The organism is Pseudoalteromonas sp. BSi20480 (assembly GCF_000241365.1).
Taxonomy (GTDB): Bacteria; Pseudomonadota; Gammaproteobacteria; order Enterobacterales; family Alteromonadaceae; genus Pseudoalteromonas; species Pseudoalteromonas marina.
The window spans coordinates 23294-44281 of sequence record NZ_BADX01000114.1; the positions used below are offsets into that span (position 1 = coordinate 23294).

Annotated in this window: 15 protein-coding genes and 1 pseudogene; 12 read left to right on the forward strand and 4 right to left on the reverse strand. The window is 40.5% G+C overall.

Annotated elements, in window-relative coordinates; genetic code table 11:
• Nucleotides 1–5: 5 nt before the first annotated feature.
• Nucleotides 6–140, reverse strand: a complete 135-nt coding sequence (rpmH, locus tag P20480_RS06530) for a 50S ribosomal protein L34 (protein ID WP_004335215.1) — start codon at nucleotides 138–140, stop codon at nucleotides 6–8.
• A 518-nt stretch (nucleotides 141–658) separates the two neighbouring features.
• On the opposite strand from rpmH, the gene dnaA reads away from it, so the two are divergent.
• From dnaA to P20480_RS06495, 7 genes are all read left to right on the forward strand, one after another.
• The gene (gene dnaA / locus P20480_RS06525) at nucleotides 659–2047 is read left to right on the forward strand and encodes a chromosomal replication initiator protein DnaA (protein WP_010558115.1); all 1389 of its coding nucleotides are present in this window, start codon (nucleotides 659–661) and stop codon (nucleotides 2045–2047) included.
• 13 nt (nucleotides 2048–2060) lie between these two features.
• Nucleotides 2061–3164, forward strand: coding sequence for a DNA polymerase III subunit beta (gene dnaN, locus P20480_RS06520; protein WP_006793980.1), 1104 nt, complete (start codon nucleotides 2061–2063; stop codon nucleotides 3162–3164).
• Between the two features lie 15 nt (nucleotides 3165–3179).
• Nucleotides 3180–4274, forward strand: coding sequence for a DNA replication/repair protein RecF (gene recF, locus P20480_RS06515; RefSeq protein WP_008130777.1), 1095 nt, complete (start codon nucleotides 3180–3182; stop codon nucleotides 4272–4274).
• 12 nt (nucleotides 4275–4286) lie between these two features.
• Nucleotides 4287–6713, forward strand: a complete 2427-nt coding sequence (gyrB, locus tag P20480_RS06510; protein WP_008130779.1) for a DNA topoisomerase (ATP-hydrolyzing) subunit B — start codon at nucleotides 4287–4289, stop codon at nucleotides 6711–6713.
• 140 nt (nucleotides 6714–6853) lie between these two features.
• Nucleotides 6854–7756, forward strand: coding sequence for a glycine--tRNA ligase subunit alpha (glyQ, locus tag P20480_RS06505; RefSeq protein ID WP_008130780.1), 903 nt, complete (start codon nucleotides 6854–6856; stop codon nucleotides 7754–7756).
• A 2-nt stretch (nucleotides 7757–7758) separates the two neighbouring features.
• Nucleotides 7759–9828, forward strand: a complete 2070-nt coding sequence (gene glyS, locus P20480_RS06500; RefSeq protein WP_008130782.1) for a glycine--tRNA ligase subunit beta — start codon at nucleotides 7759–7761, stop codon at nucleotides 9826–9828.
• A gap of 104 nt (nucleotides 9829–9932) precedes the next feature.
• Nucleotides 9933–10382 (forward strand): early set domain-containing protein, encoded by a 450-nt coding sequence (locus P20480_RS06495; RefSeq protein WP_008130788.1) that lies wholly within the window; start codon nucleotides 9933–9935, stop codon nucleotides 10380–10382.
• A gap of 122 nt (nucleotides 10383–10504) precedes the next feature.
• Here P20480_RS06495 and tusA read toward each other — a convergent pair whose 3' ends face one another.
• From tusA to fadB, 3 genes are all read right to left on the reverse strand, one after another.
• The gene (gene tusA, locus P20480_RS06490; RefSeq protein ID WP_006793987.1) at nucleotides 10505–10744 is read right to left on the reverse strand and encodes a sulfurtransferase TusA; all 240 of its coding nucleotides are present in this window, start codon (nucleotides 10742–10744) and stop codon (nucleotides 10505–10507) included.
• A 290-nt stretch (nucleotides 10745–11034) separates the two neighbouring features.
• On the reverse strand, nucleotides 11035–12204 hold the full coding sequence (gene fadA / locus P20480_RS06485; protein ID WP_008130791.1) for an acetyl-CoA C-acyltransferase FadA: 1170 nt from the start codon (nucleotides 12202–12204) through the stop codon (nucleotides 11035–11037).
• A gap of 4 nt (nucleotides 12205–12208) precedes the next feature.
• The gene (gene fadB, locus P20480_RS06480; RefSeq protein ID WP_008130792.1) at nucleotides 12209–14368 is read right to left on the reverse strand and encodes a fatty acid oxidation complex subunit alpha FadB; all 2160 of its coding nucleotides are present in this window, start codon (nucleotides 14366–14368) and stop codon (nucleotides 12209–12211) included.
• Nucleotides 14369–14560: 192 nt separating this feature from the next.
• Here fadB and P20480_RS18340 point away from each other — a divergent pair.
• The 5 genes and pseudogenes from P20480_RS18340 to P20480_RS06460 all read left to right on the forward strand — a co-directional run bounded on the left by P20480_RS18340 (nucleotide 14561) and on the right by P20480_RS06460 (nucleotide 20805).
• Nucleotides 14561–16447 (forward strand): annotated as a pseudogene (locus P20480_RS18340) (transglycosylase SLT domain-containing protein).
• 116 nt (nucleotides 16448–16563) lie between these two features.
• Nucleotides 16564–17886 (forward strand): Xaa-Pro dipeptidase, encoded by a 1323-nt coding sequence (pepQ, locus tag P20480_RS06475; protein WP_008130795.1) that lies wholly within the window; start codon nucleotides 16564–16566, stop codon nucleotides 17884–17886.
• Between the two features lie 57 nt (nucleotides 17887–17943).
• Nucleotides 17944–18558, forward strand: coding sequence for a YigZ family protein (locus P20480_RS06470; RefSeq protein ID WP_006793993.1), 615 nt, complete (start codon nucleotides 17944–17946; stop codon nucleotides 18556–18558).
• Nucleotides 18559–18654: 96 nt separating this feature from the next.
• Nucleotides 18655–20106, forward strand: a complete 1452-nt coding sequence (locus P20480_RS06465; RefSeq protein ID WP_008130797.1) for a TrkH family potassium uptake protein — start codon at nucleotides 18655–18657, stop codon at nucleotides 20104–20106.
• 36 nt (nucleotides 20107–20142) lie between these two features.
• On the forward strand, nucleotides 20143–20805 hold the full coding sequence (locus P20480_RS06460; RefSeq protein WP_008130798.1) for a flagellar brake domain-containing protein: 663 nt from the start codon (nucleotides 20143–20145) through the stop codon (nucleotides 20803–20805).
• Nucleotides 20806–20988 lie beyond the last annotated feature (183 nt).

Here is a 20988-nt window from a genome sequence, read left to right on the forward strand (position 1 = left end):
TTAAATTAAGCAGAAAGAACTTTGCGGCCTTTAGCGCGGCGACGTGCTAATACTTTACGGCCATTTACAGTTGCCATGCGAGCACGGAAACCGTGTGCACGTTTGCGTTTTAAAACGCTAGGTTGAAAAGTTCTTTTCATAACAATCTCATCCGATCGGTTAAAGTTAAAACATCCTATGCAGGTCGCGATCCTGGCACAGGTGCCATTGCGAGCGCGAGATATTATAGATGAAACGACCTAAAGTCAATAATAATTACGCGTTAAGCACCGTGTTTATTAAGCAGGCAGTTAGTGATAGTAAAGCGCGATCTAGTAGGATCATCATAAATAAGAAGTTTTCCACAGCCCTTGTATAAAAAGTGAATAAAAGCGGGGGAAAAGTAAATTGGATCGTAAAATTGGTTCGCGATCTTGGTGTTATTTTGTTATGATCTGTTATCAGGCTAATAATTAAAAATTTAATTAAATCAGGTTGTTAGCTTTTTTTCATGTCGTTATACATAATTTTATAAAAATCAGCCTTTTACTTGTGGATAAAGTGCCTTCATAATACTTGGTCTTGGGCCGCTTATTTGGCTATTTAAACGCAATAAATGCATGGTTTTTAACCATTTTTGATGTGCGGGAATAAAAATTATATCTCTGGGAGTTTAACTGTGTATCTGTCGGTTTGGCAAAGTTGTTTATATGTATTGCAAGATGAATTGCCTTCGCAGCAGTTCAGTATGTGGGTAAGACCACTTCAAGCAGAAAGTACCGAAGATACTCTGACTATTTATGCACCTAATCGCTTTGTGCTTGATTGGGTGAGAGAAAAATACCTTAACCGCATTAACGAACTACTCGTCGAGATTTGTGGTGACGAAGCACCGGAACTTCGTTTTGATGTAGGTAGCAAACCACTTTTAAATACACAGGTTGCACCTGCTACAGAAACACAGCCTGCACCTAGTATTCAAGCATCAGCAAAGCAACAGCCGCGTGAGCAAAAACCGGTTGTTGAACCCGCACCTAAATCGGGCTATAAATCAAACATTAAAGAAAACTACACCTTTGATAGTTTTGTTGAGGGTAAATCTAACCAATTAGCAAAAGCGGCTGCAACTCAAGTGGCCGATAACCCTGGCTCTGCATTTAACCCTGTATTTATATACGGTGGTACGGGCTTAGGTAAAACGCACTTACTCCATGCTGTAGGTAATGGCATTATGGCAAATAAGCCTGATGCTAAAATTGTGTATATGCATTCAGAGCGTTTTGTACAAGATATGGTTAAAGCACTACAAAATAATGCAATAGAAGAATTTAAACGTTATTACCGTAGTGTTGATGCATTAATGATTGATGACATTCAATTTTTTGCCAATAAAGAACGTTCTCAAGAAGAGTTTTTTCATACCTTTAATGCGTTGCTTGAAGGTAATCAGCAAATTATTTTAACTTCTGACCGTTACCCTAAAGAAATTGAAGGGGTAGAAGACAGGCTTAAGTCTCGTTTTGGTTGGGGATTAACAATTGCTATTGAGCCTCCAGAGCTTGAAACACGTGTAGCCATTTTGATGAAAAAGGCGCAGCAGAGTAAAATAAACTTACCTCATGAAGTGGCTTTTTTCATTGCAAAAAAATTACGTTCAAATGTACGTGAACTTGAAGGCGCACTTAACCGTGTAATTGCAAATGCAAACTTCACTGGACGTCCTATTTCTATCGACTTTGTAAAAGAAGCATTGCGTGACTTATTGGCGCTGCAAGATAAGCTCGTCACAATTGATAATATACAGCGTACAGTGGCTGAATATTATCGAATTCGTGTCTCGGATTTACTTTCTAAACGCCGAAGCCGCTCTATAGCAAGGCCTCGTCAGGTTGCTATGGCGCTGTCTAAAGAATTAACCAATCACAGTTTACCTGAGATTGGAGACGCGTTTGGTGGCCGTGACCATACAACGGTTTTACATGCGTGTCGTAAAATAAAATCGTTACGTGATGAAAGTCACGAAATTAAAGAAGATTATCAAAATTTAATAAGAACATTGTCATCTTAGGGCTGACTTTTTTATGCAAATAACAATATCAAGACAACAATTTTTAAAGCCATTGGTTCAAGTATCGGGCGCAATTGAGCGTAAGCATACGTTACCAATTTTATCTAACGTTTTGTTAGTAGTAGAAAACGGACAGCTTTCGATGACAGGGACCGACCTTGAAATTGAATTAGTGTCTGGTGTTTTTGTTGGTGATGATATTGCCGATACAAAATTAACTTTACCTGCTAAAAAGTTACTCGATATTTGTAAAAGTCTACCTGAAGGTTCAGACATTACGTTAAGCTTACAAGACCACCAGTTGTTATTAACGAGTGGTAAAAGTCGTTTTTCACTTACAACGTTATCAGCGGCTGACTTCCCCAATTTAGAAGAATGGGATGGTGAAGTTGAATTTCAACTAACGCGTTTAGAGCTTCGTAAATTACTTGAAAGCACGCACTTTTCAATGGCAAACCAAGATGTACGTTATTACTTAAACGGTATGTCGTTTGAAGTTGATAATAGCGATATTAAAACGGTGGCTACCGACGGACACCGCTTGGCGATTGCACAGAAAAAGCTTACTCAATCACTTAATACTCAACGCCAATTAATTATTCCACGTAAAGGTGTGCAAGAAATCATGCGCCTTATGGTTGCCGACGATGAGCTAGTCACTATTCAATTCGGTGCTAATCACATTCGTATTATTGACATTGAGTTTACGTTTACCAGTAAACTAGTTGATGGTCGTTTTCCTGATTACCGTCGTGTACTTCCACGAGGCGGTGATAAAACAATTATTGCCAACCGTGAATGGTTACGAAATGCTTTTCAGCGTGTATCTATTTTATCAAATGAGAAGTTTCGTGGTGTACGCTTAAACTTATCAAATGGTTTATTAAAAATTACTGCCAATAACCCAGAGCAAGAACAAGCTGAAGAGGTTGTTGAAGTAAATTATCAGGGTGATGAGTTAGAAATTGGTTTTAATGTTTCATATGTTTTGGATGTATTAAACACATTAAAAACTGAAGATGTACAGTTTACGTTAGCAGACTCAAACAGCAGTGCACTAATAGAAGGCGCTGGTGATGATGAAGCAATGTATGTTGTTATGCCTATGCGTTTATAAGATCACAAACATATAATGAGCTTAAGTCATTTGAGCCTCAAATATTTTCGTAATATTGAGGCGCTGACGCTAGAACCTGTTAATGGCGTAAACATTATATATGGTGAAAATGGCAGCGGAAAAACCAGCCTTTTAGAAGCTATTTATTACCTTTCTCACGGCAAGTCTTTTAGAACACCAAAGCACAAAAGCATTATTGCACACCAGCAAGAGCAATTTGTAATTCATGGCCGAAAGACGGTGCATGATTTATCAATTCCTATTGGTATTAGCAAAACGCGTTTAGGTGAAACAAATTTAAAGATTCAGGGTAAAGCGAGCCGTAAAATATCTGAGCTTGCACAGCTAATGCCTGTTCAAATTATTACGCCTGAAAGTTATTCTTTATTTTTTGGTGGGCCAAAAGAGCGTAGAAAGTTTTTAGACTTAGGTTTGTTCCACGTGGAACATGAGTTTTTTTACTTGTGGCAATCGTTTAATAAAGTATTAAAACAGCGTAATGCTTTACTAAAATCTAAGCCTAAGAATTATTTTGACCAAATTAAGTTTTGGGACAAAGAATTTGTTAGACTGGCTGAAGAAATAAATAAATTAAGATTGGCGTATATAAGTAGGTTTAAGCAGCAATTTTTTGATAAAATGTGCTCAGAATTAACGCTTATACGCGATTTAGAAATGACGTTTAATGCAGGCTGGAAAGAGAATGAATCTCTTGCAGATGCGTTAGAGCAAAACTTTGAGCGAGATGCTCGCCAAGGATTTACAAGTAAAGGCCCACATAAGGCCGACTTTAGTTTCAGTGTCGCTGGCAACAGTGTAGAGAATACGTTCTCACGCGGGCAGTTAAAGTTATTATTGTATGCGTTAAAAGTAACGCAAAATAGCTTAATTGAGTCAGAGACCGATAAGCAATCTATATTGCTAATAGATGATTTACCCTCAGAGTTAGGCGAAGATACAAAAGAGAAAGTTGGACAACTATTGTCTCACTGCAGTTCTCAAATATTTATCTCTTCAATTTTATCTGAGAGTATTTCTGCTGTGGTGGAACCCATGCAACGAGAACTAAAAATGTTCCACGTGAAACATGGCAACCTAATAACAAGATAAGTGGGATTAACCATGTCTGAGAATTATGACTCGTCGAGTATTAAAGTACTTAAAGGATTAGACGCAGTAAGAAAGCGTCCTGGGATGTATATAGGGGACACCGATGATGGCACAGGCTTACACCACATGGTGTTTGAGGTCGTTGATAACTCAATAGACGAAGCCCTTGCTGGTCATTGTGATGATATTTTTGTAACGATTCACTTAGATGGCTCTGTATCGGTTAGAGATAATGGCCGTGGTATCCCAGTGTCTATCCATGAAGAAGAAGGCGTTTCTGCTGCCGAAGTAATCATGACGGTACTTCATGCTGGTGGTAAGTTTGATGATAACTCTTATAAAGTATCAGGCGGCTTGCATGGTGTGGGTGTTTCGGTTGTAAACGCACTTTCAGAAAAATTAAAACTAACCGTGCGTCGAGAAGGTAAACTTCATGAGCAGTTTTACACTATGGGTGTACCAGATGCGCCACTCGCTGTTATTGGAGATTCTGAAACAACGGGTACAGAACTACGTTTTTGGCCAAGTGCAGAAACATTCACTAATTTAGATTTTCATTACGATATTTTAGCAAAACGCCTACGTGAACTGTCGTTCCTTAACTCGGGCGTTAGTATCATTTTAAATGATGAGCGTGAAGAAAATAAAAGCGACCACTTTAAATACGAAGGTGGTATTCAGGCATTTGTTGAATACATTAACCGTAACAAAACACCTATTCATAAAGGCGTTTTCCACTTTACACATGAGCGTGTAGAAGACGGAATTAGCGTTGAAGTATCAATGCAATGGAATGACGCATACCAAGAAAACATTTACTGTTTTACAAATAACATTCCACAACGTGATGGTGGTACTCACTTAGCCGGTTTTAGATCTGCGCTAACACGTACACTTAATAACTTTATGGAAAAAGAAGGCTTTAACAAGAAAGCAAAAACAACCAGTAACGCAACCGGTGACGATGCGCGTGAAGGTTTGACTGCTGTAATTAGTGTTAAAGTTCCTGATCCTAAGTTCTCTTCGCAAACAAAAGATAAGCTAGTATCTAGCGAAGTTAAGTCTGCCGTAGAACAAGCAATGGCTGAGAAGTTCACTGAGTTTTTATTAGAAAACCCAGTAGATGCAAAAATTGTTGTTGGGAAAATTATAGATGCATCACGTGCGCGTGAAGCGGCACGTAAAGCGCGTGAAATGACACGTCGTAAAGGCGCAATGGATCTTGCAGGTTTACCGGGTAAATTAGCCGATTGTCAGGAAAAAGATCCTGCACAATCAGAACTTTATATAGTGGAAGGGGACTCTGCTGGCGGTTCAGCCAAGCAGGGTCGTAACCGTAAGAATCAGGCGATTCTTCCGCTTAAAGGTAAAATTCTAAACGTAGAAAAAGCACGTTTTGATAAAATGCTGTCTTCACAAGAAGTTGCAACACTAATTACTGCATTAGGTTGTGGTATTGGCCGTGACGAATATAACCCTGAAAAACTACGTTATCACCGTATTATCATCATGACCGATGCGGACGTAGATGGTTCTCACATTCGTACTTTATTGCTTACGTTCTTCTATCGTCAAATGCCGGAAATTGTAGAGCGCGGATATATTTATATTGCTCAACCACCACTTTATAAAGTGAAAAAAGGTAAGCAAGAGCGCTATATAAAAGATGACCCAGCACTTGTTGAGTACTTAACATCGCTTGCACTTAATAATGCAGCTTTATACACAAGTGCAGACGCATCTGCGCTTGAAGGTGAAGCATTAGAGAAAATAGTTCACGATTACCAAAATACAGTTAAAGTAATCGAGCGCTTAAAACGTAAATACCCTAACACGGTAATGGAACGTTTAATCTACCAAAGCGAGTTGACCAAAGAAGACCTTGCAGACGAAGCTAAAGTAATTGCGTGGACAAAAGAGCTTGTTGACGATTTAGTTGACCGTGACGAAGATGCAACTATTTTCAACGCTGCAACTCAGTATGATGCAGAGCGTAACTTGTATTATCCTGTTGTGAATATTCGTCAACACGGTGTAGATAAGTCTCACGTACTAAGCTACGACTTCATCACATCGCGTGACTACCAACGTATTGCTGTGACTGGTGTTAACATTGCAAACATCATTACAGAAGGTGCTTATATTCAACGCGGTGAGAAAACAAAACCTGTTGATAACTTTGTGGATGCTTTGGAATGGTTGATCACTGAATCTAAGCGCGGGATCTATATTCAACGCTACAAAGGGTTGGGTGAGATGAACCCAGATCAACTTTGGGAAACTACCATGGATCCAGACGCACGCCGTATGTTACAAGTAACCATTGAAGATGCTGTAGGCGCGGATCAGTTATTTGCTACGCTTATGGGCGATCAGGTAGAGCCACGTCGTGACTTTATCGAAACTAACGCACTACGCGTAGTTAACTTAGACGTGTAAAAACATATTTAGATAATAAAAAGGAGCCTAAGGGCTCCTTTTTATTTTCTACAAATACACAAACTGCTTAAAACCTGAGTGTACACACGGTATACTAAGGATAATTTTCACGCTACTTCTTAGATAGTAAAAAGCCAAATATGCAAAAATACGACGTAAAAACCTTCCAAGGTTTGATCCTGGCTTTACAGGATTATTGGGCACAGCAAGGCTGTGTCATTATTCAACCACTTGATATGGAAGTGGGCGCTGGGACATTTCACCCGCAAACATTTTTGAAATCAATTGGCCCTGAGCCAATGTCTAGCGCATACGTACAACCGTGTCGCCGTCCTACGGATGGCCGCTATGGTGAAAACCCAAACCGCTTACAACATTACTACCAATTTCAGGTAGTCTTAAAACCATCACCAGATAACATCCAAGAGCTTTACTTAGGCTCACTAGAAGCAATGGGTATTGATACCCTAACTCACGAAGTACGCTTTGTAGAAGATAACTGGGAATCACCAACGCTAGGTGCATGGGGCTTAGGTTGGGAAATTTGGTTAAACGGTATGGAGGTAACGCAATTTACCTACTTCCAACAAGTAGGTGGATTAGAGTGCTCACCAGTAACTGGCGAGATTACTTACGGCCTAGAGCGTTTAGCAATGTATATTCAAGGCGTAGATAGCATTTACGACCTAGTATGGGCAGACGGTCCACTAGGGCGCGTAACTTACGGTGATGTGTTCCATCAAAATGAAGTTGAGCAATCAACCTACAACTTTGAACATGCAAACGTAGAAGACTTGTTTGCGCAGTTTGATAAGTGTGAAGCTGAGAGCCAAAAGTTAATAGAAGCAAATTTACCACTTCCTGCCTACGAGCAAGTGATGAAAGCATCGCATGCATTCAACCTATTAGACGCGCGCCATGCTATATCGGTAACAGAACGTCAGCGTTATATTTTACGTGTTCGTGCGTTATCAAAAGCGTGTGCACAAAGTTATTACGATGCACGCGAAGCGCTTGGTTTCCCGCTGTGTAAGGATAAGTAAGCATGACAGCACAAAATTTATTAGTAGAAATTGGCACTGAAGAGTTGCCACCAAAGTCGTTGCGTAAACTTGCCGAGGCATTTGCTGCAAATTTAACTCAAGAGTTAGAATCGCTAGAATTAGCACATCAAGGCGTAAGCTGGTATGCATCGCCTCGTCGTTTAGGTTTACAAGTTAAAGCACTTGAAGCTAAACAACAGGACAAAGAAGTTGAAAAGCGCGGCCCAGCAACTAAAGCAGCATTTGATAGTGAAGGTAACCCTACAAAAGCAGCAATGGGTTGGGCACGCGGTTGTGGTATTGAGGTAAGTGAAGCACAAACACTTGAAACGGATAAAGGCGCATGGTTATTGCACATTGCTAAAGTAGCAGGGCAAGAAACTAAAACGCTAATGGCAGATGCTATCGCAAAAGCGTTAAGTAAATTACCAATACCAAAGCCAATGCGCTGGGGTGCGAATAAAACACAATTTATTCGCCCAGTTCATACCGTCACTATTTTATTTGGTAGCGAATTGCTAGAAGGTGAGATTCTTGGTAAGCAAGTAAGTAACCAACTTCAAGGTCACCGTTTTCATCACCCAGAAAAAATTAGCATTAACCATGCTGATGAGGTTTTTGATGTACTTAAATCTGCTTACGTTATTGCTGATTACGAACAACGTAAAGCGCAAATACGTGCACAAATAGAAGAAGCTGCAAGCGCAGTTAACGCTGTTGTTGCAATGGATGAAGATTTACTAGAAGAAGTTACTTCACTGGTAGAGTGGCCAGTTACTTTAACGGCAACATTTGAAGAAGCATTTTTAGATGTACCAGCCGAAGCGCTAATTTACACCATGAAGGACGATCAAAAATACTTCCCGTTATTAGATCAAAACGGCAAGCTTTTAAATAAGTTTTTGTTTGTATCTAACATCGAGAGTAAAGATCCAAGCGTAGTAATTTCTGGTAACGAAAAAGTTGTACGCCCACGTTTGGCTGATGCACAGTTCTTCTTTGAGACCGACAAAAAGAAAACATTAGAAAGCCGTTTAGAATCGCTTGATACCGTTTTATTCCAAAAGCAATTAGGTACGCTTAAAGACAAGTCTGAGCGTATTAGCGAACTTGCAGGGTATATTGCTGAGCAATTAGGCGCAGATAAAGACTTAGCAAAACGTGCAGGCCTATTAAGTAAAACAGACTTAATGACCGAAATGGTAATGGAATTTACCGATGTACAAGGTGTAATGGGAATGCATTACGCTCGCTTTGACGGTGAAGCAGAAGATGTAGCGCTTGCACAAAACGAGCAATACATGCCACGCTTTGCAGGCGACAACTTACCTACAAACCTAATTAGTTGTGCAGTAGCCATTGCAGATAAGTTTGATACGCTGGTGGGTATTTTTGGTATAGGCCAAGCACCAAAAGGTGATAAAGACCCATTTGCACTTCGTCGTGCTGCTATTGGTGCACTGCGTATTATGGTAGAAAAAGAGTTACCTCTTGATATTTTAGACCTAGTAGCAAAAGCACAAACATTGTTTGGCGATAAGCTAACTAATCTAAATGTATCAACCGACGTATTTGAATTTATGCTTGGACGTTTCCGTGCATGGTATCAAGACGAAGGTATTGAAGTAGATGTTATTCAAGCTGTGCTAGCACGTCGTCCAACTAAACCAGTTGATTTTGACCGTCGTGTTAAAGCCGTAAGCCACTTCCGTACTTTAGACGCAGCAGAAGCCCTTGCAGCCGCAAATAAACGCGTAAGTAACATTCTTGCTAAAAATGACATCACAAGCCAAGGTAATGTTGTTGAGAGCTTATTAAGCGACGACGCTGAAAAAGTATTGGCATCACAAGTGGCAAAATTTGCAACTGAGCTTGCACCACTTTATGCCGATGGAAACTACCAAGAAGCGCTTAGCCAATTGGCAGGCATTCGTGAAAGTGTTGATAACTTTTTTGACAACGTAATGGTTATGGCCGACGATGAAGCTGTTAAGCAAAATCGCCTTGCGCTATTAAGTCAGTTAAGTAGTTTATTTTTAGATATTGCAGATATTTCTGTTTTACAAAAATAACAACCATTAGCAATTTAAAAAGACCAGCATAACGCTGGCTTTTTAGTTTTAATACCTACCTAGATTAATTAAGCTAATAGGTATAATGAATAGGATGAAAATTGATGATTTCAATAAAAAAAATAATACCACTCGCTATTGCTGGGTTACTCAGTGCATGTTCAAGCCAAATATCAATTAACGATGTATTGCCACAAAAAGAACTCGACCGCACCATGTACCTGCGAGGCGATTTTACTTTATGGGACGCAGAGCCACAGTACCAATTTAGCTTAGTGGGCCCAGCACTGTATCAAGCGCAGGTAAAATTTAGCACACCGGGTAAAGTGTACGAATTCAAAATTGCCGATGCCGATTTTAGTGAAGGCTTTAACTGTGGTTACAGCGACTCATTCCCACAAGGTCAAAGTTTAACACTTGGGCAAGCAGCAACGGCAGACTGTAATACTATTTATAATTACTTTAGTTACACACCTGCGATAAAAGGCACATACATAGTAAGCATTGATTTTAGTGACTATGACGAGCCAAAAGTGACTATTACTAAGAAATAGCAGAATGTTTATAGTTGTCAGTTTTTAGCGTAAAGAGAAGTAAAAAACCGTACTTGATTTAACGAGCACGGTTTCTATTTTAAAACTGAGAACTGAGAACTGAGAACTGAGAACTGAGAACTTTACAACCCTTTCTTCACCACATATCTATACGGTGCTTCATCGGCATCTTTAGCCACCAGCGTGTGATCCATAAATACACAAAAGCTTGGAATATCACGGGTGGTTGATGGGTCATCAGCGGTTATTAACAGTGTTTCACCGTCGTTCATTTTACGAATAGCAGCACGTACCATCATTACTGGCTCGGGGCAGCGAAGGCCAATGGCATCTAATTGGTGATCGGGATTATCAAAATTCATAGTACGTATGCCTGTAAATAGTTTTCAAATCTGTGACTTTACGAGTAGTCAGATTTTTTGTTGCGCCAAAGTTTAGCGTAATTTTAAGTATATATTAACTATTTTACTTAGATCTGGATCAGTTTAAACTTCAGTTTATTTATATCAACGCTAAATTATAAACCCGATCACAACAACACAAATCTAAATTGCGTTAGTATAGCGCCTTAAAATTTGGCAAATAAAAAAGGCGAACTAACTTTCGTCAGTGCGCCTTTTTACTCACCAAGATGGTTCACGTGTTAAGAGTATTAGTCTTGAACACGCTCAAATACAGTTGCGATACCTTGGCCTAAACCAATACACATTGTCGCTAAACCGTACTTAGCATTTTTGTCTTCCATTAAGTGAATTAGCGAGGTGCTAATACGCGAACCAGAACAACCCAGAGGGTGACCCAGTGCGATAGCGCCGCCATTCAAGTTAACTTTTTCGTCAACCACATCAGCTAAACCTAAGTCTTTAAGTACTGGTAGTGATTGCGCAGCAAAGGCTTCATTAAGCTCAGCTACGTCGATGTCATCAATAGTGATACCAGCTTGGGCAAGTGCTTTTTTACTTGCTGGTACTGGGCCGTAACCCATGATTGATGGATCGCAACCAGCAACCGCCATTGCTTTAATGCGCGCACGAATTGGTAAACCTAGCTCTTTTGCTTTTTCTTCGCTCATTACTAACATAGCTGATGCGCCATCAGATAGTGCTGAAGACGTACCGGCTGTTACTGAACCCGAAGCAGGGTTAAATACTGGGCGAAGCTGAGATAAACCTTCAACTGTTGTTTCAGGACGAATTACTTCATCATCTTCAACTAAAATTAAAGAACCATCTGCTGCATGACCTTCCATTGCTAAAATTTCGCGGCGGAAACGGCCTTCAACTGTTGCAGCATGTGCACGTTGATGTGAGCGATAAGCAAATTCATCTTGCTGCTGACGGCTGATACCGTGAATAGTCGCAAGGTATTCTGCTGTTAAACCCATAGAGCCAGACGCTTGTGCAATTGAAGTTGCTAAGCCTGGGTGAAAGTCGTTACCGTGAGTCATAGGAACGTGGCCCATGTGCTCAACACCACCAATTAGGTAAGTGTCGCCAGCGCCCGTCATAATGGCGCGTGCTGCGTCATGCAATGCTTGCATTGACGAACCACATAAGCGGTTAACTGTGGTTGCTGGTACTGAGTGTGGAATACCCGCAAGTAGTGATGCGTTACGTGCAACGTTAAAGCCTTGCTCTAATGTTTGCTGTACACAACCCCAATAAATGTCGTCGATTGATGCTGGATCAACCGCTGGGTTGCGTTCTAGTAAGCCCTTCATTAAATGAGCGCTTAAGTCTTCCGCACGCTTGTTTTTAAATACGCCGCCTTTTGAGCGACCCATTGGTGTGCGGATACAATCTACAATTACTGGATTATTCATGATATTAACCTTCCACCTTATAGAAAACACGGCCTTCTTCAGCCCATTTGCGAGTTTGCTCTGATACTTGGTAAATCGCACCTAGGTGAGCGTACTTGTCTGCTGCTGCAACAAAGTTAGCTAAACCAGTTTGATCTAAGTAACGGAACGCGCCGCCTCTAAATGGAGGGAAACCAACGCCGTAAACAAGTGCCATATCAGCTTCTTGTGGAGAAGCAACAATGCCTTCTTGTAAACAAAGAAGTACTTCGTTGATCATTGGAATCATACAACGGTCAATGATTTCTTGCTTATCGAATTCTTTTGGTGCATCAGTAATTGGCGCTAGTAGCTCAACGGCTGTTGCATCGCTTGATTTTTTAAGACGACCACGACGGTCTGTTTCGTACTTGTAAAAACCTGCTTTGTTCTTTTGACCAAAACGTTTTTCGTTAGCAAAAACAGTTACCGGATCTTTTTCTGCACGTGCCATACGCTCAGGGAAACCGTCCGCCATTACGCCAGTACAATGATAAGCCGTATCAATACCTACAACATCAAGTAGGTAAGCCGGACCCATAGGCCAGCCAAATACGTTTTCCATTACTTTATCTACTTTTGCAAAGTTAGCGCCTTCAACCACTAATTTGCTAAAGCCTGCAAAGTACGGGAATAAAACACGGTTTACAAAAAAGCCTGGGCAATCGTTTACAACAATAGGAGACTTGCCAAGTTTAAGGGCGTAATCAACGACTGCGTTAATTGTTTTGTCTGACGTTTTTGCACCACGGATAATTTCTACTAATGGCATTTTTGGCACTGGGTTGAAAAAGTGCATACCACAGAAGTTTTCTGGTTTATCAAGTGCTTCAGCAAGTAGGTCAATACAGATAGTCGACGTATTTGATGTAAGTACAGTGCCTTCTGGCATGTTCTTTTCAAGGTCTGCTAATACTGCTTGCTTAACTTTAGGGTTTTCTACAACGGCTTCAACAATAATGTTAGCGTCTTGTAGGTCTGCATCGTTAAGTGTTGGCTTAATTTTGCTTAGTGTTGCCAACATTTTTTCCATTGGCATGTGGCCACGCTTAACTTTTGCACCTAATAATTTAGACGCTTCACCCATACCTAAATCAAGCGCATCTTGTTGGATGTCTTTCATTATGATTGGTGTGCCTTTATAAGCAGACTGATATGCAATACCGCCGCCCATAATACCCGCGCCTAATACTGCAGCTTGTTTAATTTCTACATCGCTGTGCTTAGCAAGTTTGCGTGCTTTGCCTTTGATGAATTGGTCATTTAAGAAAATGCCCGTTTGCGCTGCCGCTTCGTTGGTACGCGCAAGTTTTGCAAAGTTAGCATTTTCGATTGCCATTGCTTCATCGCGAGTACAGTTTGCCGCTGCTTTAATAGTACGCACTGCCATAACCGGAGCAGGATAGTGGCCTTTGGTTTTACCCATTACCATACCTTCTGCCATAGCAAAGCTCATACCTTGCTCAACACGGTTTAATTTAAGTGGCTGTAGTTTTGCGTTGCGTTTTGCTTGCCAATCTAGCTTGCCTGCAATCGCTAACTCAAGTGTTGCTACACTTGACTCTAAAAGTTTGTCAGCACTAACTACTGCGTCAAACGCACCTACTTTAAGGGCGTCAGCTGCGCGGTTTTCAGCGCCAGAAGTGATCCACATCATGGCGTTATCTGCGCCAATGATACGTGGTAAGCGCACTGTGCCACCAAACCCAGGCATTATGCCAAGTTTAACTTCTGGTAGGCCCATTTTAGCGCTTTCGCTTGCAACACGATAATCGGTAGCAAGTGCCCACTCACATCCGCCGCCAAGTGCTAAGCCGTTTACAACGCTTAGAGTTGGGAATGGAAGATCTTCAATTGCATCAAAAACGTCAGTTGCGTTTTTGATCCACACGACTAAATCTTCTTCAGGTTTAGTAAATGTAGGTAAAAATTCGAAGATGTCGGCGCCAATAATAAAGTGGTCTTTATCACTGGTAAAAACCATGCCTTTGATATCAGAATTAGCAGCTAATTCTTTTAATGCTGCTGCACAATCTGAAAGAGTTTTTTGAGATAATGTGTTTACAGAACCTGCAACACAAAACTTAAACTCGGCGATGTTTTCCTTTAGGAAGCTAACTTCAAAGGAATCGCTTTTATATAACATTTTATTCTCCCTAGTTGACGAACTAAGACTGGTACGATGAGTTTGCATTTCAATCAGTGTGCTTGCTTTGAGTAGAAAATGCAACGAAAAATTTAACTCGGTTACAAACGACTGGTTAAAATATAGCTGGTTTGGTGCTAAGGTGGTGAAAAAGCTTTTATTCACTACTTTAATTTTTTATTAAAGGACATTATGAAAAAACAATTATTTAGTTTTTCGGCAGCTGCTTTTATTTTTCCTCTTTATTCTGCCGAGGCTAGCATCGATAACGACGCATTTTTAGATGCTGAAAAAAAAGTACGCAACGCAAGTTACCGCGAGTTTAAAAACGTAGTTAATAACCTAAACCACCCACTAAAACCGTATGTAGAAAAACATACTGGCAACGAAACCCGAGCATAAAATATCAAGCAGAAATAGAAGATTACTTAAATATATATCAGCATACGCCACTTGAATGGCCCGTTCGTAAAGTATGGCTGGAGTATCTTGAAAAAAATAATAGAAAAGCGGCGTATATTCGTAATTACCGCGACACCAGTAACGCTGAATACACCTGTACATATTTGGGGTATCAATTAGATTTAGGCGCCCCAGAAAAAGCCATTTTAAATCAGGTGACTGATTTATGGACGGTGGGAAAGTCGCAACCTAAGGAGTGCGATTCGTTATTCTCGTACTGGCGCAAAAAAAGGCTATATGAATTCCGATACTGTATGGCAACGAATTACACTTGCCGCGCAAGGCGGAACGCAAAGCCTACTACCTTATTTAAAAACACTTTTACCAAAAAATGAGCGTTACCTTGCTGACTTATATTTAAAGGTTCGCCGCGACCCAAGCGCTGCGGCGGGATTATATCGCTATAAAAATAAATCGCCTAAAGAGGGTGAAATTGCACTTTATGGTGTTAAGCGTCTAATTTGGCGCGACAAAGAACTAGCGCTGCGCGCATGGGAAAAAATAGAGCGTATGTTTAACTACAGCGATAAAGAAAAGGCAGATTTATACTACACCTTTGCTTTATCACTTGCTTCTAGCGGACATAAGCAAGCCAGTTTTTGGTTAAACAAAGTGCCAAAAGAGCGCCAAGACAACAAATTAATGCAATGGCAGCTTGGTAACATGCTTAAAACCCAAGATTGGGCAGGTATTGCTGCGTTTTTTACAGGCAAAGAAAATCTTAGTTTAGGCCAGCAATATTGGCTTGCGTATAGTTATGCAGAACGCGGTGACGATCAAACAGCTAAAAAAATGTGGCAAAGTATTGCGACTAACCGAGACTACTACGGTTTTTTAGCCGCTGCGCGTTTAGGTTTGCCGGTTGATCTAAATAATCAACCAAAAGTGGTGAGTGAGCAATTAATCGCAAAGGTGAGTAATGCCCCTGGTTTTAAACGTTCAAAAGCATTATATGAGTTAGATCGTGTTACTTCAGCGAGACGTGAATGGAATTACTTAACAAACACTTCAAATGAAGAAGAAAAGCTTGCAGCCTCTGTTTTATCTACCAATTTGGGATGGCACGACAGCACGATATTCACACTCGCAAAAATAAAAGCCTGGGATAATGTTGAACAACGTTTTCCATTTGCTTTTCAAGACATATTTGAGCGCTACAGCAAGCGTAATAAAATAGATGTAGCTTGGAGTATTGCTATTGCAAGGCGTGAAAGCTCATTTGCTCCTGACGCGCGATCAAGTGCTAATGCTCGAGGTTTAATGCAATTACTGCCAAGTACTGCTAAGTATGTAAATAAAGGCAGTGTGTCTAATAGTCGATTATATCAACCTAAAACAAATATTAGGCTAGGTACCAGTTATTTACGTTACTTGAAAAAGAAAAATCATGGTAACGAGATACTTGCTACAGCATCTTATAACGCAGGCTACCATCGTATAAAACGTTGGGTGCCTGATGATGCAATGCCAGCAGAGTTATGGATAGAGCTTATTCCGTATAGAGAAACACGCGATTATGTCAAAAATGTATTTGCTTACAGGCAGGTATATCATACTCGTATGGGCCGAGAGGGTAATTTACTGGCTCCCATACTGGAAATGAAAATAGGCGGTTAGTAAACATAAGTTTAAATAAGGGGGATTGTGCTCACAGTGGGCCATCCCCCTTTTTTGAGCGTAATAGCTATAAGTGGTAGACTCAAAGCAAGTTAAATTTAACAGATGGATTAACAATGGATAAATTAGCCGTTTTATACGCCGAACATATTGCAACACTGCAGCAGCGTACTCGTACAATTTGCGAAAGCGAAGGGTTAGAAGGATTAGTTATTCACTCTGGCCAAGCAAAGCGCCAATTTTTAGACGACATGTATTACCCGTTTAAAGTTAATCCTCACTTTAAAGCTTGGTTACCTGTTATTGATAATCCACATTGCTGGATTGTTGTTAATGGTAGCGACAAACCTAAGCTTATTTTTTATCGTCCTGTTGATTTTTGGCATAAAGTACCTGACGAACCACGTGATTTTTGGGCTGAGTATTTTGATATAGAACTATTGTTACAACCCGATCAGGTTGAAAAGCTACTTCCTTATGACAAAGCAAAGTACGCTTACATGGGCGAATACATAGAAGTAGCTCAAGCACTTGGCTTTAGCATAATGAACCCAGAGCCCGTGCTTAACTATTTACACTTTAATAGAGCATACAAAACGCAGTATGAACTTGAGTGTTTACGTAATGCTAACCGCATAGCGGTTGATGGCCATAAAGCTGCACGCGACACTTTTTTTAATGGTGGTAGTGAGTTTGATATTCAACAAGCGTACCTTATGGCTACACGCCAAAGCGAAAACGAAATGCCGTATGGCAATATAGTGGCGCTTAACGAAAACTGCGCTATTTTGCATTACACTCATTTTGAGCCAAACGCACCGCAAACGCATAACTCATTTTTAATTGATGCTGGCGCAAACTTTAACGGCTACGCCGCAGATATAACGCGTACTTATGACTTCAAAATGCAGGGTGAATTTGCTGAGCTAGTTAATACAATGACGACGACGCAAATCGAATTAGGCAAAGGATTAAAGCCAGGTATGCTTTACGGCGACTTACATGTTGAGTGTCATAACCGCATAGCGCAAATTCTTAGCGACTTTAATATAGTTAACTTACCGGCTGCAGATATTGTAGAGCGTAAAATCACCTCTACTTTCTTTCCGCATGGTTTAGGGCATCACCTTGGTTTACAAGTACACGATGTGGGCGGCTTTATGAGTGACGACAAAGGTACTCATCAAGCATCTCCAGAAGGGCATCCATTTTTACGTTGTACACGTATGATAGAGAAAAATCAGGTGTTTACTATTGAACCTGGCTTGTACTTTATTGATTCGTTGTTAGGTGATTTAGCGCAAACCGACAACAAGCAATACATCAACTGGGATAAGGTTGAAGCGTTTAAACCTTATGGAGGTATTCGTATTGAAGATAACATTATTGTGCACGATGATAGTTTAGAAAATATGACGCGCGACTTACACTTAGATTAAGTGATAAGTTAGCAAGAGAAGGGGCCTAATGGCCCCATTTTTTTGGTTAAGTAAAATATGTCAGAATATAAATACCCAGCCGGTGCTGTGTTTCACCAAGAAGAAATTAAAAAAAGCACGTTTATTGTGCATATTGCACACACTCCCGATTTAGCCGCAGCTAAAGCTTTTATTAAAAGTATTGAAGATAAATACAGCGATGCTCGGCATAATTGTTGGGCCCATGTGGCAGGTAACCCCGGTGGCAGCCACGTGTATGGTTTTTCAGATGATGGTGAACCCAATGGTACGGCCGGCAAACCAATGTTAAATGTGCTGGTGGGATCGGGACTTGGTGAAGTTACTGCCGTGGTGACCCGGTATTTTGGAGGGATTAAACTTGGAACTGGCGGGTTAGTACGAGCTTATGGCGGGTCGTTAAATAATGCATTAGCCAAATTAGACACCGTACTTAAAGTTCCAAGTGTTGAGCTAATTGGCAGTAGTGAATACAGTATGCAAGGCGCAATTGAGCAGCTACTTAAAACGCACTACCAAGTGCTCAACATTGAAAAGCAATTTACTGCTAATATTGATTGGGTGATCACCATTGATAGCCGCCAAGCACAGCAAGCAATTAAAGATATTTTTGATTTAAGTCACGGCGCAGTTGAGTTAACTATTAAAGAGTAATAACCTACACAAGTTGCATATAATGCATATTCATTCTATTTAACCAGGCTAACGCAATTGAGCCTGAATTTACTAATAATAAAAGCGATTAGCTAAATGCAATTTCGTACCATCATAAAAATTCTTGGGCAACTTGTTGCGCTGTTTAGTATTACCATGGTGCCACCTGCTGTGGTGTCTTTAATTTATAAAGATGGTGGTGGTGTTCCTTTTGTTTTAGCGTTTATTTTCAGTATTATTATTGGCTTAATAGCGTATTACCCAAACCGACATGAAAACGGGGATTTAAAAGCGCGTGAAGGCTTTTTAATTGTGGTTTTGTTTTGGTTGGTACTGGGGGCATTCGCATCCTTGCCTCTTATCTTTTTACAAGAACCTAACTTATCCCTTGCTGATGCGGTGTTTGAAGCCTTTTCGGGTTTAACAACCACAGGCGCTACGGTGCTGACGGGGATTGAATATTTACCTAAGTCAGTGCTGTTTTATCGCCAGCAATTACAGTGGTTTGGCGGTATGGGGATCATTGTATTAGCTGTTGCAATACTGCCCATGCTAGGTGTTGGTGGAATGCAGTTGTATCGTGCTGAAATCCCCGGCCCAGTAAAAGATTCAAAAATGACCCCTCGCATAGCCGATACCGCAAAGCACCTTTGGTATATTTATGTGTCGTTAACCATTGCCTGTATGTTGGCGTATTGGGCGGCGGGAATGGACTGGTTTGATGCCATTTGTCATGCGTTTTCTACCGTCGCCATTGGTGGGTTTTCGACTTATGATGCTTCTATGGGCCATTTCGACAGCCCGGTTATTAACTTTATTTGTGTATTCTTTTTAATCATTGCCGCTATTAACTTCTCCTTGCACTACGCTGCGGTGGCAAGCCGGAACGTGCAGGTCTACATTCGCGACCCCGAGTTTAAAGTATTTTTATGCATTCAATTGGCGCTGGTGGTTATTTGTTTTACTGTGTTGTCGTCGAACGAGATATACGCCAATGGTGATGAAACCCTTGACCAAGCACTATTTCAAGCGGTATCAATGAGTACAACGGCGGGTTTTGCTACCGATAACTTTTCAACATGGCCGCTGTTTTTACCTATTTTATTAATATTTTCGAGCTTTATTGGTGGTTGTGCAGGGTCTACTGGGGGCGGTATGAAAGTGGTGCGCGTGTTTTTACTTTACCTGCAAGGCGTACGTGAGCTAAACCGCCTAGTGCACCCTCGTGCTATTTATTCAATCAAACTTGGCCGTAAAGCATTGCCCGATAAGGTTGTAGAAGCTGTATGGGGGTTCTTCTCTGCCTATGCCTTAGTATTTATTATTATTATGCTGGCGCTTATGGGCACGGGAATGGATAATATTACGGCGTTTTCGGCCACGGCAGCGTGTTTAAATAACTTAGGCCCAGGGTTGGGTGATGTTGCGTCGCATTATGGTGCAATAACCGACGGCGCTAAATGGTTGCTGACTATTGCAATGGTATTTGGCCGACTAGAAATTTTTACTTTGCTTGTGTTATTTACGCCTACGTTTTGGCGCGGATAAAACACAACGTTTTACTACTATGTTTATGGAATGGATATGCCAGCAACACATGCAGATAAATTAAATAATATACCGGTTGGCAGTTTAGTTGACTTAGAAATATTAACACCCACTAGCAGTAAGCGCGTGAAAACAGAAATGGTAGGCTTGCTTGATGAAAAGTTTATTATTTTAAACTTCCCTACAGCCAAACGTTTACCGGGTGGAAATGATTACTTACGAGATGGCGTCACCGTCGTTGTAAGAGCATTAATAGAGGGTGACGATGGACAAATAATTGCGTTTAGACAGCAAATTAAATCTATTGCATCACACCCCGTTAGGCTGATTTTTATAAACTACCCCAAGCAAGTTCAGCTATTTAGTTTACGTTCGCAAACACGTATTCCAACTCTATTACCTGCAAAACTTAAACTCAGTGATGACAAGGTACTCGATGGTGTTATAAAAGATATTTCGCTAACGGGGGCTATGTTTGATGTAAAAACTGACGCAGATCTAGAAAGCATCAAAGACTCACAATGCACTGTGGTATTAGGTAGTAATAGCAAAGGCTTTGAAGGCGAAGTGTGCAGCGTGAAAGATCATAATACAGGCGTGCGTTGCGGTATTAAGTTATTAGCCAGTAAAGAAGAGATGAAAGCTTTTATGAAAGAGCACTTTATTGACCCCGCTATGATAGAACTTGATGCCGATTAGGTTTTAATGTCGCTATTTTGCAACAAAATAGCGACTTTTTACTTTATGAACGAAAATAAATTACCAACCACTAAATTATTATTTTTTATTAAATAAAAGCAGAGATATAGCATTCAAATTTTTTATATTTTATTTTATTTTTACACCTTGTTCAGTTTAAAACTTCCTGCTCAATACCTAATT